Here is a 14,410-nt window from a genome sequence, read left to right on the forward strand (position 1 = left end):
GATGACGCGCAGAGAACGTTCTAACGCTTTAGCTGCGCAAAAGCTCCCAAGAAGAGAACCTCGTGCCTCTGCTTCACTCGATCACTTCGGCAAACAGGCTGTTCGGACCGGCCCTGGTGATTCGTACCCTGATAATGTCACCGATTTGCGATCGTTTTGCATCAACATTCACGGGCTGCAGCCAGGGAGAGCGGCCGACCAGCTGGCCGGGCATGCGGCCGGGCTTTTCCAGAAGCAGGTCGATCTCCCTGCCGACGCATGATGCGGCGAAGTCACGCTGCTGATTGATGAGCAAGAACTGCAATCTTTCCAGGCGCTTGGCCTTCACGTCCTCTGGAACCTGATCCTTGAGATCGGCGCCCGGCGTGCCCGGCCGGCTCGAATATTTGAAGGAAAATGCCTGTGCATAACCCACCGCCTCGACGAGACGCATGGTGTCTTCGAAATCCGCCTCGGTCTCGCCGGGAAAGCCGACGATGAAATCGCCGGAAAGCGCCAGATCGGGTTGGGCGCGACGGATCCGCTCGACGAGAGCAAGATACTCGGCCGCCGTATGGCGCCGGTTCATTGCCTTCAAGATGCGATCGGATCCCGACTGGATCGGCAGATGCAGATAGGGCATCAGCTTGGTCATCGAACGATGCGCCTCGATCAGGCTCTCGTCCATGTCGCGCGGATGGCTGGTGGTGTAGCGCAGCCGCGCGAGCCCGTCGATCTCGCCGAGACGCCGCAGCAGATCGCCGAGGCCCCAATCGCCGCCGTCCGGCCCTGTTCCGTGCCAGGCATTGACGTTCTGGCCGAGCAGCGTGATCTCGCGCACGCCGCCGTCGACCAGCTTTTCCGCCTCGGCGACGATCTGCGCCACCGGCCGCGAGACCTCGGCGCCGCGGGTGTATGGCACCACGCAGAAGGCGCAGAACTTGTCGCATCCCTCCTGCACGGTGAGGAAGGCGGTGACGCCGCGGGCACGGGTCTTGACCTTGTCCGGCGCCGGCAGATGCTCGAACTTGTCCTCGATGGCGTAGTCCGTCTCGACGACGCGCTCGCCGCTCCTTGCCCGCTTCAGCGCCTCGGGCAGCCGATGGTAGGTTTGCGGGCCGATGACCAGATCGACGGCCGGGGCGCGGCGAAGGATCTCGTTGCCTTCGGCCTGAGCGACGCAGCCGGCGACGCCGATCACCATCTCGCGGCCCTCGCTCGCCTTCGCCTTCTTCAGCTCGCGCAGGCGGCCCAGTTCGGAATAGACCTTTTCGGCCGCCTTCTCGCGAATGTGACAGGTGTTGAGCAGGACGAAATCGGCGTCTTCCACCACGTCCGTTGCGACGTAGCCATCGCGCGACAGGGCGTCGGACATGCGGTCGGAATCGTAGACATTCATCTGGCAGCCATAGGTCTTGACGAAGACCTTGCGCGCCGGAACGGGTTCGTCGCCCGCAACGAGCGATTTCGGCAGAAGAGCGGTATCCTGGGTCATGCGGGTTCTTTAGTGCAAAGCGGCCCAAAATTGAAGCATTTTCGGGCGCCGCGCCGAAGGCGGCGGACGGCTTGCGATGGTTAGGCAGCGGTCTTCTGGCGCGCCGGAGACCGTCCTCTCAGCCGGTCCGACAACATGCTGCGAATCCGCTGTTCGACGATGCGGCTGACTTCCTTGCGGTTGGAGCCCCGGCCGTAATCCACCGCCTCGCCGAAATCGACCTCCACATCGAGCGCCCCTTCCCTGAGCACCCCGACGAGATGCGGGAGCAGCCCAATGTCGCCCGGCCAGGCCGCGATCGGCCGATAGTAGCGGCCCATCGGCATGCCGTGGATGCCCGTATAGGAAATCGCCACCGGTTGAACGTGAACCACGCCGGTCGGCGACTGGGGCACGGCCGAGGCGGCTGCGCCGAACAGCGACGTCTTGATCTCGAGCAGGCGGTTGCCATCGGAAGTCGTACCCTCGGGAAAGAGAACGACGATCTCGCCGTCGGCAAGCCGCCGGCCGATCTCGCTCACCTGGTCGCCGGTCGTGCGCTTCTGTTGGCGCTCGATGAAGACGGAAGCCTGCAGCCGGGCAAGGAGACCGAAGACCGGCCAGTCCTTGACGTCCGATTTGGCGACGAACACCACATCGGCGACCGACGACAGGACCAGTATGTCCTTCCAGGAGACGTGATTGGCGCTGATGAGCAGCGGCCGCCGCCGATCCAATTCCCCATGGACCCGTACCCGCAGCCCGAGCAGGCGGCAGGCGACGCGATGCCAGAACCGCGGCAGCAGGCGGCGCGGCTTGAGATCCAGCCAGAGGCAGACCAGTTGGACCGGCATCAGCAAGAAAGAGACGATCGCGAGCAGGATGGCGTTGAGCGCGATCCGTATCCAGTTGATCATCCGGAAAGACTTTCTGATCCGACCACTTCGACGGGACTGGAGCGAGGTGCGCTCACATGCGTTCGCGCCGCCGCTCTATCGGATTGGTTTGCCGCATTTGTGCGACGGCAGGTGAGCCCACCTGCCTGCAAAATGCTCTAGCGAAGATCGAGCCGCATGACAAGGGCGGCCGTGCGCGACCCGCTCGCTGCCTGGTAATAGGCCTTGCGCTCGCCGACCTTCGCGAAGCCCAATTTGCCATAGAGACCGATCGCCGCCAGGTTCGTCTCGTCGACTTCAAGGAACAGCGTTTCGGCGCCCTTGATGAACGCCTCGCGCATCACCGCCTGCATCAGCCGCCAGCCGAGCCCGGAACGGGCAAAGCGCGAGTCGACGCCGATCGTCAGGATCTCGGCCTCCCCCGCGGCGGTACGCGACAGCACGAAGCCTCCGAATGCCGGGCGAAACGTGCCGTTCGTCTGGCGGGCGGCGAAGCCGAAAACCGTGTCCTGCAGCAGCAGCGCGTGAATTTCGCCGTCACTCCACGGGCTAGCGAAACGCTGGCTGTGCAGCGCGGCTGCCGCAATGAGGTCGGCCTCCTCCAGCGGGAAGATGTCGAATTCAGTCCGGCGAGTGAAATAATCGGTGAAGCTCATCTCGGTCCTACGCATCCGGCTCGACAGTGCCGGCGCCGTGAGAGGCGCGGCCCCTGTTTCGATTGACTGCACGGCTCTATCCGGCTGTCGCCCTCGTCACCGCAAAGCCGGCTTGAGGCTTCGCATCGGGGCCACGCAGATAAAGCGGTTTCGGCTTGGCCGAGGCTGGATCGGCCGCAGCGCCCAGCCGGCCGACCAGCGAGACGTCGATCTCGTCCGGCTCGCCGACCTTTCCGGTCGAGGCAACGAGCGATGCGCCGGATCCGCAAATGACGCCGGCGAAGCCGCAAAAGCGGTCGCGCGCCTCGGCGAGCGGCAGAATCCCGGGTTCTCTTTCCGGTTCGCCGCTTGCGGAAAAGGATTGGACATAGATCTCATCGCGTTTCGCGTCGATGAGCGCGAGCACCGGGCGGCCGGGATGCTTCTCCCTGGCACTCTCCGCAACAACCTGAAGCGTGGTGATGCCTATGGCCGGCTTGCCGAGGGCAAGCGCCAGGCCGCGGGCCGCCGCGACGCCGACGCGAATGCCGGTGAAAGATCCCGGCCCTATGGTGACGGCGATCCGGTCGATTTCCGCAAGTTGCCTGCCGGAGGCGAAGAGCGCCTCATCGACGAAATCCATCAGGCGCTCGGCATGGCCGCGACCTATGTCGGCACCGGCACGCGCCAGGACCTCGCCCGCCGCAGCGTCGTAGACCGCCGCGGCGCAGCCGCTGCCGGATGTATCGATGGCTAGAACCAGCATTATCAGACGCCATGACCTCCCTGCACTACGTCGCCGGCCTGCGGAGACGCTCCTCCCTCTGCGAGGCACGACCGTCGCGCGGCAGCCTTCGCCTGTCGTCGGCGTTCCGAAATCTCTGGGGCTGCGATCAGCCGAGATCGCTACAAACCGAGTCCGCAAGAGCGGACCGCAAGCGCCGCCGCTCCACACATTGCCAACTCGCCCGCTTCAGACCGATTCGACCGACTCGACCTCGGGCACGAAATGGCGCAGCAGATTCTGCACGCCGTGCCGAAGGGTCGCGGTCGAGGATGGGCAGCCGGAGCACGCCCCCTTCATGTTCAGGAACACGGTGCCGTCCTTGAATCCCCGGAAGGTAATGTCGCCGCCATCCTGGGCGACGGCGGGGCGCACCCGCGTGTCGAGCAGTTCCTTGATGGTCGCGACGATCGCCTCGTCGCCCTCGTCATAGAATTCGCCTTCCTGATCCGTTTCCTCGGCTCGCCCCGCCCCCGACATGACCGGCTGGCCGGACATGAAATGTTCCATGATCGAGCCAAGAACCGCGGGCTTCAGGTGCGGCCATTCCTGCCCTTCCTTGCTGACCGTAATGAAGTCGTAGCCGAAATAGACGCCGGTGACGCCGGGAATCGTAAAAAGCCGTGCCGCGAGCGGCGAACCGGCGCGCGCCTCTTCTTCAGTTCGGAATTCGGCTGTACCGCTCTCCATGACCACCTTGCCCGGCAGGAACTTCAACGTGGCCGGATTCGGCGTGGCTTCGGTCTGGATGAACATGATTCTCTCCGTTGCGCCGGGAGCGCTCTCAACCGGCTCTTTAGAATAGTTCAAAAATATAGGGACATCGCTTCGGCGCCGCAAGGGGGCGTTCTGCCGCACGTCAGGTCAGCGCGTCGATCTCCTCGTCGGTCAGAAGATCGGGGATGACCGTGACGGGGATGGGAAAGGCTGCCGCCTTCCCTGCGATCGACGACACCAGCGGACCGGGTCCCTCCTTGGCCGACCCAGCCGCAAGAACGAGGATGGCGATATCCCGGTCTTCCTCGATGATGGCGTGGATCTGCTCCGTGGCAATGCCCTCGCGAATGACGATTTCAGGCTCGATGCCGATCCGCTCGCGCACCGTCTGCGCTACCTTGGCAAGCGTCGCCTCGGCCTCTTCGCGCGCCTCGGCCCGCATGATCTCCTCCACCCCAAGCCACTGCTGGAAGTCGCCGTCGGCGATCACGTAGAGGAGCACAAGGCCGCCATTGGAGTTCTTGGCGCGCATGCCTGCATAATGCACGGCACGGCCACATTCGGGCGTGTCGTCGATCACCGCCATGAACTTGCGGCGATGACCTTCCAGTCTTGAGAGTCGGGTGGAAACCATGCGGCGAACATTACATCGCCGCACGCGTCCCGCAAGCTCTCATTTCGGCGGATTACTGCAAAAAGCCGATGATCTCGCGAACCTCGCGCATCGTCTTTTCCGCCCTCGCCCGCGCACGCTCGCCGCCATTCCTGAGGATCGCATCGATATGCGCCGTGTCGTCCATCAGGCGGCGCATTTCGCCGGTGATCGGCGCGAGCACGTCGACGGCGAGATCGATGAGGGCAGGCTTGAAGACCGAAAACTGCTGACCGCCGAACTCGGCGAGGATCGCATCCTTGGTCCGGTCGGCAAGCGCCGCATAGATGCCGACGAGGTTTTCCGCTTCCGGACGACCCTTCAGCCCCTCGACTTCGCTCGGCAGCGCATCGGGATCGGTCTTCGCCTTGCGGATCTTCTTGGCGATCGTCTCCGGATCATCCATCAGGTTGATGCGCGACAGATCGGACGGATCGGATTTCGACATCTTCTTCGTGCCGTCGCGCAGCGACATGACGCGCGGCGCCGGCCCGCCGATCAATGGCTCCACCGGCGGGAAATAGGCATGAATCGGCTCCTCGCCGACGACGATATCGACGCCGTAGCCGCGCGCCCGGATGTGCTCCATGAAATCGATGTTGAACTTCTGGGCGATGTCGCGGGTGAGTTCGAGATGCTGCTTCTGGTCGTCGCCGACCGGAACATGGGTGGCGCGGTAGACGAGGATGTCGGCGGCCATGAGGCTTGGATAGGCGAGCAGGCCGAGGGAGGCGTTCTCGCGGTCCTTGCCGGCCTTGTCCTTGAACTGCGTCATCCGGTTCATCCAGCCGATACGGGCGACGCAATTGAAGATCCAGGCAAGCTCCGCATGCTGCGGCACCGCCGACTGGTTGAAGACGATATGCTTCTCCGGATCGATGCCTGAGGCGACGAAGGCCGCGGCGATCGAGCGGATCTGGCCCGGCAGGTCGTCGTGCACGAGCTGCGCTGTAATCGAGTGGAGGTCGACGACGCAATAAATGCAGTCGTTGTTTTCCTGCAGGGCGACGAACTTGCGGATCGCGCCGAGATAGTTGCCGAGATGCAGATTGCCGGTCGGTTGAACGCCGGAAAATACGAGCGGCTTGAATTCGTTCATGTCGTCCTCATCGGGCTTGTGGAGGGCCCACCAATTGATACCGCCGCGCTTATGCACGGCGGGCCAAATGCAATCAAGAGGCACATACAGCGCCGCGCGTCTAATCAGACGCGCGGCGCTGTAGCATTTTGAGTGCTGCATGATCTCTTTCTTAAATCGATTCCGATTTAAGGAATCATGCAGTAGCGGTCAGGCGGGTTGCAGGAGGTCCCAACGGTTGCCGAACGGATCGGTGAAGACGGCCACCGTTCCGTAGGCCTCATGGCGCGGCGTATCGAGGAATTCGACGCCGGCGGCGAGCATTTCCGCATGATCGCGATCAAAGTCGTCTGTGAAGAGGAAGAAGCCGACGCGGCCGCCGGCCTGGTTGCCGATCACGGCATCCTGCCGTTCGCCTTCGGCCTTGGCAATGAGCAGCGCCGTTTCGGTCGCGCCCCGCGGCCGCACCACGATCCAGCGTTTGCCGCCACCAAGATCGGTGTCCTCGATCAGGTCGAAGCCCAGCCGGCCGCAATAGAAGGCAAGCGCCTCTTCATAGTCCGGGACGAGAATGGCGACCCGGGCAATGGTCTGCCTCATGGGACGTCCGTCCCTTCGCCCGCTGCAGGGGCAGCCGCAGGTGCCGCATTGCGCTTCAGACTGCGACGGATCATCCCCAGGCTGGCGCCGCCGAGCCCGAAGGCAGCGGCGAAATAGATGATCATCGCAACTGCCACCAAGCCGCAGACCGTCGCGGCTTGCGTTAGAACCGGCGCGGCGGAAGAAAGCGGGAAGGCCAGCCACTGGATCGCATAGTGGAGTGCGGCCGCCATGATCGCGGCGGCGATCACGAGTCGCGGAATGCGGGTCAGCAGCGGAATGTCGCGGCCCCAGTGCCCGCGCCAGGCGAGCGTTGCGAAGAGGAGGAGCGCGTTCACCCATCCGGCGACGACCTCGGCTGTGGCAATGCCGCTTGCTGCCAAGGACGGGAACAGCGTCAGCGCCAGCGAGACGTTCACCGCCACGGAGATCGCCGCGAAGATCATCGGCGTGCGGGTGTCCTCGCGCGCGAAAAAGCCTGGAATGAAGGCCTTGATCAGCACGAAGGCCGGCAGGCCGAGACCGTAGATCGCAAGGATATGACCGACGACGACGGTCGCTTCCGGTGAGAACTTGCCGCGTTCGAAGAGCAACCTGACGATCGGCTCGGACATGACGAGCAGCGCGGCGGCGGCCGGCAGTGTGAGGAACAGGGTGAATTCGACAGAGCGGTTCTGGAGGTTCGACGCCTCGTTGAGATTGCCGGCGCGAAGCGCTCGCGCCAGTTCCGGCAGGAGTACCGTCGCAACCGCAATGCCGACGACGCCGAGCGGAAGCTGGTAGATGCGGTCCGCATAGACGAGCGAGGAGACCGCCCCTTCCTTGGCCGAGGCGATATTGGTGTTGATCAGCAGGTTGATCTGGGTGATGCCGCCGGTGATCGCCGCGGGCAGCGCCAGGACGAGCAGGCGCCGGACATTGGCCGTCAGCCGCGGGCGGCGGAAACCGATCTTGATCCCGGCGTTGCGGACGGCGATCCAGACGATCGCCAGCTGAACGAGGCCGGCAGCCATGACGCCCCAGGAGAGGCCGTAGCCGACCGCAATCGCGTCCTGGCCGCTATACCAGGCATAGGCAAGCACGCCGATGAGGATGACGTTCAGGAACACCGGCGCAATCGCCGCGGCGAAATAGCGATGCAGGGAATTGAGCATGCCCGCCATCATCGCCGCCAGCGACATGCAGGCGAGGTAGGGGAACATGATCGTCGCGAAGGTCACGGTGCTCGCGAATTTGGCCGGGTCGTCGGCGAAACCCGGGGCGATCAGCTCGCGCACGATGAACGGCATCGCCAGTTCCATCGCGATCGTCAGAAACAGAAGGACGGTGAAAAGCACGCCGAAGACTTCTTCTGAAAAGCGGCGCGCACCGTCCATGCCGCGTGCCTCGATCTCCTTGGCGAAGAGCGGCACGAAGGCGGCGTTGAACGCTCCCTCGGCGAAAAGCCGGCGGAAGGTATTCGGCAGCCGAAAGGCCGTGTTGAAGGCGTCGGCGACCGGTCCGGTGCCGAGTGCGGCCGCCATGAAGGTCTCGCGCACGAAGCCGAAGACGCGGCTTCCGAGCGTCGCGCCTCCGACGGTTGCGAATTTCTTGACCAGGCTCATGTTTCGGCTTTTGTCGTTTTGAACGCGTGGGATGCGCGCGGCGGGTGAGCCGGCGCAATGATGCCGGAGGGCATGCGCTCGCGCGCCTCATCTATCTCGCCGGCGAGCACCGCCTTCAGGCGCGCGGCAATATTGCCCTGCCGGTTCTCGTTGGTGATCTTCGCGCCCACCAGGTCGGTGACATAAAAGGTGTCGATGACCTTCTCGCCGAAGGTGGTGATATGGGCCGAGGCGATGTCGAGCGACAGGTCGGAAAGCACCGCGGTGATCTCGGAAAGCAGGCCGGTCCGGTCGAGGCCCTCGACCTCGATGACGGTGAACTTGTTCGACAGCGTGTTGCTGATCGTCACCTCGGGCGTCACGCTGAAGGCCTTGCTGCGCTTCTTCGCCCGGGTGCGGCTGGCGATCACCTCCGGCAGGCGCTTGCGGCCGGAGAGCACGTCCTCGATCAGTTTGCCGATGCTCGCGGCCCGCCGCATCTCGTCCTCGTCGACCGAAAACTCCCGGTTGACGAGGATCGTATCGAGAGCTCGCCCGTCTACGGTCGTATGAATCTGCGCATCGACGATGTTGGCGCCCGCGGCGGCGCAGGCACCGGCGATGACCGTCAGCAGGCGCGGATGGTCCGGCGAAAGCACGGTGATTTCGGTGATGGCGTGGAAATGATGGGTCCGAACCATCGTCGCCAGGGTCTTGCCGGCGCGGTCCGCCTCGCGGATGAACTCGGCGTGCCGTACCTGATCCTCGACCGCCACAGTGAGGAGATAGGGCTGATAATGGAGCCGGACATAGGCGTCCCGCTCCTTCTTCGGCCAATCCTTGAGCGCGTCGCCGAGTATGAGCGCGGCGTGCTTTGCCCGCTCCTTGCGCGACAGTTCGGAGAAGCCGCCGGAGAGCAGCAGCTCCGTCTCGTAGTAGAGCGTGCGCAGCAACTGCCCCTTCCAGCCGTTCCAGACGCCGGGGCCGACGGCGCGGATGTCGCAAACGGTCAGGATGAGCAGCATCTTCAGGCGGTCGAGCGATTGCACCCGATCGGCGAAGTCGAGGATGGTCTTGCGATCATTAAGGTCGCGGGTCTGCGCGACCATGGACATCGTCAGGTGTTCCTCGACCAGCCAGACCACCGTTTCCGTCTGCTTCGGCGAAAGGCCCAGACGCGGGCAGAGCTTGCGGGCCACCTTTGCGCCGGCGAACGAGTGATCCTCGGGGCGGCCCTTGGCGATATCGTGCAGCAGCACCGCAACGTAGAGCGCTTCGCGGTCTTCGATGCCCGGCATCAGCTTGGCCGTCAGAGGATGCGCCTCCTCCTCGAGGCCGCGATCGATCCGCGAGAGAACGTCGACGGTGCGCAGGAGATGCTCGTCCACCGTATAGTGGTGATACATGTTGAACTGCATCATCGAGACGATCTTGCCGAAATCCGGAATGAAGCGGCCGAGCACGCCCGCCTCGTTCATTCGCCGCAGGATCAGTTCCGGATTGCGCCGCGAGGTCAGGATCGACAGGAAGAGCCGGTTGGCCTCATCGTTTTCGCGCAAATGCGGCGTGATCAGCCCCAGCGAGCGCGTCACCTGCTTGAGGGCGTTCGGATGGAACTCCAGCCCGTGGATATCGGCGATGTGGAACAGGCGCAGCAGGTTGATCGGGTCGCGCTTGAAGACGTCGGGGCTTGCGAGCGCAATGCGGCCGCCGTCATCGACGAAGTCGAGCGTGCCGGCGATCTTGCGGGTGCGGTGCTTGAAGCGGCTGAAGACGCCCGAAATCCCCGGCGTGTCCTTGGCCTGCTGGTCTTCGAGCGCCGCGCAGAAGATGCGGGTGAGATCGCCGACGTCCTTCGCGACGAGGAAGTAGTGTTTCATGAAGCGTTCGACCGCCGAGAGGCCCGGATGGTCGTGGTAGCCGAGCGCTTCGGCGATCTCGCGCTGGATGTCGAAGGATAGACGCTCCTCCGACTTTCCGGTCAGGAAATGCATATGGCAGCGCACCGCCCATAGGAAATCGTCGGACTTCTGGAACAGCTTATATTCCTGGCGCGACAGCACGGCGAGCTTGACGAGGTCGGCCGGGTCCTTGACCCGGTAAAAATACTTGGCGATCCAGAACAGCGTGTGCAGGTCGCGCAAGCCCCCCTTGCCTTCCTTGACGTTCGGCTCGACCAGATAACGGGTGTCGCCCGCCTTGCGGTGGCGCCCGTCGCGTTCGGCAAGCTTGGCAGCGATGAATTCCGGGCCGGTGTTGCGGACGATCTCGTGGTCGAAGCGCTGCTCTAGCTCGGCCGCCAAGGCCTCTGAACCGCAAATGTAGCGGCATTCGAGGATCGCCGTGCGGATCGTCATGTCGGCACGCGACAGGCGGATGCACTCATCGATGGTCCGCGTCGCATGGCCGACCTTGAAGCCGAGATCCCACAGGACATAGAGCATGAATTCGATGGCGGGTTCCGCCCAGACCGCTTTCTTGGAAGGCAGCAGGAAGAGCAGGTCGATATCCGAGCCCGGCGCCAGCGTACCGCGCCCGTAGCCGCCGACGGCGGTCACGGCGAGCCGGGATGCCGGCGGAGCATTGGCCGCGTCGAACACCTCGTTCAGCACGAAATCGTGCAGCACCGTGATGAGCTGGTCCTGCAGCCAGGAGATACGCTCGGCACACTTGATGCCGGCGCCGTCGGCGGCGAGCAGTTCGCGCGCCTTGGCGCGGCCGGCACTGTTCGCCTCCTTGAAGGCGGCAAGAAGCGCGCGGCGCATCGGTTCGCGCTGTTCGGCATGGGCCGATGCGATGAAGCCGCACTTCGCCCGAAGTGCGGTGACGTCGAGAATTTCGGGGAAGGAAGTTTCGTGTCTGGCCATATAGTGCCGGGAGGCGTCCTGTCCGACTGATCGTATGGTTCGCTGCATGTGCAAGCGCTCCTGCATGTCACCCGGACCGGCTTCTGTCCACCGCATGTTTCCTTAAATCGCAGCCGATCCAAGGATGAAAACGTGCAGCATTCAAAGTGCTACAGCGATCTTTGCGCGCCTTATAGGCGCGCGGCGCCGTAGAGCCGGAATCATGCAGCATTTCAAGCACTACCGCATGCCTTCATGAAAAGGCACGCGGCGCTGTATAGCCTTTTTGCCCGTCGATTGACAGGGAAAAACGGTGGGGCAAAAGACACGACACGCGCGTGAAGTCAGCGGCCGGCGAGGTCCTTTTTCAAGGCGTAGAGCGCATCGAGCGCATCACGCGGCGTCATGTCGTCGGGATTGAGAGCCCTCAGCGCCTCTTCGACCTTGGAGGGCCCTGAGGCCCTTGCCACTTCCTCCCGCCGGACGGCGACCTGGAAGAGAGGCAGGTCGTCGATCAGCTGGCTTGCCGGGTTCTTGCGGTCGGCATCTTCCAGCTTGGCGAGGACGTCTTTCGCCCGCGCGACGACCGACGCGGGGAGACCGGCGAGGCGGGCGACCTGAATACCGTAGGAGCGGTCGGCCGCACCTGGGCCGACCTCGTGCAGGAAGATCACGTCGCCGTCCCACTCCTTGACCCGCATGGTGGCGTTCGACAGGCGTCCGAGCTTTTCGGAAAGCACGGTCAATTCATGGAAATGGGTGGCGAAGAGACCGCGGCAGCGATTGACCTCGTGCAGATGCTCGACCGCCGCCCAGGCGATCGACAGGCCGTCGAAGGTCGCCGTGCCGCGGCCGATCTCGTCGAGGATGACCAGCGATCGGTCGCTCGCCTGATTGAGGATCGCCGCCGTCTCGACCATCTCCACCATGAAAGTCGAGCGGCCGCGGGCGAGGTCGTCCGAGGCGCCGACGCGCGAGAAGAGCCGGTCGACGATGCCGATATGGGCGGCGCTGGCGGGCACGAAGGAGCCCATCTGCGCCATGATGGCGATCAGCGCGTTCTGGCGCAGGAAGGTCGACTTGCCGCCCATGTTGGGGCCGGTGAGCAGCCAGATGGCGCCGGCCTCCGGCCCGTCCGGAGGGGAGAGGTCGCAGCCATTGGCGACGAAAGGATTGGCCGCCTGGCGCCTCAAGGCCTGCTCGACGACAGGGTGACGCCCGCCATCAATGGCGAACATCCGCGACAGATCGACGACGGGCCGCGCATAGTTCTGCTCCTCGGCAAGGACGGCAAGCCCCGCCGAGACGTCGAGCGTCGCGAGCGCCTGCGCCGCCGCCTTGATCGTCTCGGCATCGGCGACGACCTCGCGCGTCATGGCCTCGAAGGCCTCGAGCTCGATCGCCAGCGCCCGGTCGGCGGCATTGGCGATCTTCGTTTCGAGCTCGGCGAGTTCCGTGGTGGTGAAGCGCATGGCGCTCGCCATGGTCTGGCGATGGATGAAGCGGGCGCGTCCGGCGTCCGTGTCGGTCATCGCCCCGGCATTGCCGGCGGTGACTTCGATGAAGTAGCCGAGCACGTTGTTGTGCTTGATCTTCAGCGACTTGATGCCGGTCTCCTCGCAATATTGAAGCTGCAGGCCGGCGATGACGCGGCGCGACTGGTCGCGCAGGGCCCGCATTTCGTCGAGCTCGCCGCTTGCTCCTTCGCGCAGGAAGCCGCCGTCGCGCTTCAGGAGCGGCAGATCTTCGCCGAGCATTGAATCGAGACGCGCCAGCAAGGGTGCCGGCAGCGCGGCGATCGCGGCGTGCCCCTCGGCCAGCTCTTCGGAAAGCCGGGCACCCGAGAGCAGCGTCGCGATCGCCGCCGCAGCCCGCAGACCCGCCTGGATGGCTCCGAGGTCGCGCGGTCCACCGCGGCCGAGCGCGAGCCTGGACAGGGCACGCGGCATGTCCGGGGCGCGTCGCAAGGTGTCACGGACATCCATGGCGAAGCTTGGCTGGTCGAGCAGCACCTCAATCGAATCGAGCCTCTGATTAATCCGATCCGGGTCGGTCAGAGGCGACATCAGCCGCTCGGCGAGCAGACGCGCCCCGCCGCTGGTGACGGTCCGGTCAAGAGCCTTCAGCAGGGTTCCTTCACGGGCGCCGGACAGCGTCTTGACGAGTTCGAGATTGGCGCGGGTTGCCGGGTCGATGAAGAGCGTCGAGGCGGCGCTCTCCCGCTCGGGAATACCGAGCGCCGGACGCTCCTGGATCTGGGTCTTCTCGACATAGGAGATGGCGGCGGAAGCGGCTGCAAGTTCGGCGCGCGAAAAGCTCCCGAAGCCATCGAGGGTCTTGACACCGTAGTAGCGGGCAATCCGGCCCTCGGCGGTCGCGCTGTCGAACAGGACCGCGGGCTGCGGCACGGCCACCCGGCCGAGCACGTCGAAGACGGGGCGCAGCTCCGGATCGTGGAACACTGTGTCGGGCAGGATCAGCTCGCGCGGCTCGACGCGCAGGATGTCGGCGAGCAGGCGGCCTTCGGTCGTTTCGGCGAGGCGGAAGATGCCGGTCGAAATGTCGATCCAGGCGAGTGCATAGGCAGGCTCCGAGCCGCTCCGGATGCGGGCGAGCGCCATCAGGTAATTGGTTTCAGAGGGCGAGAGCAGCTTGTCCTCGGTGATCGTTCCAGGCGTCACCAGCCGCACGACATCGCGGCGCACGACGGACTTGCTGCCACGCTTCTTCGCCTCGGCGGGATCCTCAACCTGCTCGCAGACCGCGACCCGGAAGCCGAGCGCGATCAGCTTCTGCAGATAGTCGTCGGCGGCATGCACCGGCACGCCGCACATCGGGATCTCCTGGCCGAGATGCTGGCCGCGCTTCGTCAAAGTAATCCCGAGCGCGCGGGAGGCTTCCACCGCATCCTGGAAGAACAGCTCGTAGAAATCGCCCATGCGGTAGAACAGCAGCGAATCCGGGTTGTTCGCCTTGATCTCGATGAACTGCTCCATCATCGGCGTGGCAGTGGAGCGGCTCTCCTCGCTCGCCAGATCGGACACGGAAAGGACGTCGCCCGTGCGGCTCGATGCGTCACTCAGGAAATTCATGATTGTTCCAAAAAAAGAGATGGCACACTATCTCCAAGCATTTATAGACGACAACAACAAAGAGGCTGATCGAA

At 64.3% G+C, this 14,410-nt stretch carries 11 protein-coding genes; all 11 read right to left on the reverse strand.

Annotated features, from left to right (window positions below):
• Window positions 1–73: 73 nt before the first annotated feature.
• Window positions 74–1,474 (reverse strand): tRNA (N6-isopentenyl adenosine(37)-C2)-methylthiotransferase MiaB, encoded by a 1,401-nt coding sequence (gene miaB, locus AU381_RS09950; RefSeq protein ID WP_064241545.1) that lies wholly within the window; start codon window positions 1,472–1,474, stop codon window positions 74–76.
• Window positions 1,475–1,554: 80 nt separating this feature from the next.
• Window positions 1,555–2,370: a lyso-ornithine lipid O-acyltransferase gene (olsA, locus tag AU381_RS09955; protein WP_064241546.1), complete on the reverse strand. Its 816-nt coding sequence runs from the start codon at window positions 2,368–2,370 to the stop codon at window positions 1,555–1,557.
• 137 nt (window positions 2,371–2,507) lie between these two features.
• Entirely contained in the window at window positions 2,508–3,005 is a 498-nt protein-coding gene (locus AU381_RS09960) for a GNAT family N-acetyltransferase (RefSeq protein ID WP_064241547.1), read from the reverse strand.
• A 76-nt stretch (window positions 3,006–3,081) separates the two neighbouring features.
• Window positions 3,082–3,750, reverse strand: a complete 669-nt coding sequence (tsaB, locus tag AU381_RS09965) for a tRNA (adenosine(37)-N6)-threonylcarbamoyltransferase complex dimerization subunit type 1 TsaB (protein WP_064241548.1) — start codon at window positions 3,748–3,750, stop codon at window positions 3,082–3,084.
• Window positions 3,751–3,957: 207 nt separating this feature from the next.
• Window positions 3,958–4,524, reverse strand: coding sequence for a NifU family protein (locus AU381_RS09970; protein ID WP_064241549.1), 567 nt, complete (start codon window positions 4,522–4,524; stop codon window positions 3,958–3,960).
• A gap of 103 nt (window positions 4,525–4,627) precedes the next feature.
• A complete protein-coding gene (locus tag AU381_RS09975) occupies window positions 4,628–5,119 on the reverse strand; it encodes a universal stress protein (protein ID WP_064241550.1) in 492 nt (163 codons plus the stop codon).
• Window positions 5,120–5,171: 52 nt separating this feature from the next.
• Entirely contained in the window at window positions 5,172–6,236 is a 1,065-nt protein-coding gene (gene trpS / locus AU381_RS09980; protein WP_064241895.1) for a tryptophan--tRNA ligase, read from the reverse strand.
• Between the two features lie 189 nt (window positions 6,237–6,425).
• Window positions 6,426–6,815 (reverse strand): VOC family protein, encoded by a 390-nt coding sequence (locus AU381_RS09985; protein WP_064241551.1) that lies wholly within the window; start codon window positions 6,813–6,815, stop codon window positions 6,426–6,428.
• Window positions 6,812–8,419: a murein biosynthesis integral membrane protein MurJ gene (murJ, locus tag AU381_RS09990; protein WP_064241552.1), complete on the reverse strand. Its 1,608-nt coding sequence runs from the start codon at window positions 8,417–8,419 to the stop codon at window positions 6,812–6,814. Before murJ ends, AU381_RS09985 begins: the two co-directional genes overlap by 4 nt.
• Window positions 8,416–11,265: a [protein-PII] uridylyltransferase gene (locus AU381_RS09995; protein ID WP_156528563.1), complete on the reverse strand. Its 2,850-nt coding sequence runs from the start codon at window positions 11,263–11,265 to the stop codon at window positions 8,416–8,418. Before AU381_RS09995 ends, murJ begins: the two co-directional genes overlap by 4 nt.
• Before the next feature lie 323 nt (window positions 11,266–11,588).
• Window positions 11,589–14,336, reverse strand: a complete 2,748-nt coding sequence (gene mutS, locus AU381_RS10000) for a DNA mismatch repair protein MutS (RefSeq protein WP_064241554.1) — start codon at window positions 14,334–14,336, stop codon at window positions 11,589–11,591.
• Between the last annotated feature and the right edge of the window lie 74 nt (window positions 14,337–14,410).

This window comes from Sinorhizobium glycinis, assembly GCF_001651865.1.
Classification (GTDB): domain Bacteria; phylum Pseudomonadota; class Alphaproteobacteria; order Rhizobiales; family Rhizobiaceae; genus Sinorhizobium; species Sinorhizobium glycinis.

Coding starts and splice junctions, on each gene's coding strand:
- miaB (WP_064241545.1), bottom strand. CDS start 1,474: ATGACCCAGGATACCGCTCTTCTGCCGAAATCGCTCGTTGCGGGCGAC.
- olsA (WP_064241546.1), bottom strand. CDS start 2,370: ATGATCAACTGGATACGGATCGCGCTCAACGCCATCCTGCTCGCGATC.
- AU381_RS09960 (WP_064241547.1), bottom strand. CDS start 3,005: ATGAGCTTCACCGATTATTTCACTCGCCGGACTGAATTCGACATCTTC.
- tsaB (WP_064241548.1), bottom strand. CDS start 3,750: ATGCTGGTTCTAGCCATCGATACATCCGGCAGCGGCTGCGCCGCGGCG.
- AU381_RS09970 (WP_064241549.1), bottom strand. CDS start 4,524: ATGTTCATCCAGACCGAAGCCACGCCGAATCCGGCCACGTTGAAGTTC.
- AU381_RS09975 (WP_064241550.1), bottom strand. CDS start 5,119: ATGGTTTCCACCCGACTCTCAAGACTGGAAGGTCATCGCCGCAAGTTC.
- trpS (WP_064241895.1), bottom strand. CDS start 6,236: ATGAACGAATTCAAGCCGCTCGTATTTTCCGGCGTTCAACCGACCGGC.
- AU381_RS09985 (WP_064241551.1), bottom strand. CDS start 6,815: ATGAGGCAGACCATTGCCCGGGTCGCCATTCTCGTCCCGGACTATGAA.
- murJ (WP_064241552.1), bottom strand. CDS start 8,419: ATGAGCCTGGTCAAGAAATTCGCAACCGTCGGAGGCGCGACGCTCGGA.
- AU381_RS09995 (WP_156528563.1), bottom strand. CDS start 11,265: ATGGCCAGACACGAAACTTCCTTCCCCGAAATTCTCGACGTCACCGCA.
- mutS (WP_064241554.1), bottom strand. CDS start 14,336: ATGAATTTCCTGAGTGACGCATCGAGCCGCACGGGCGACGTCCTTTCC.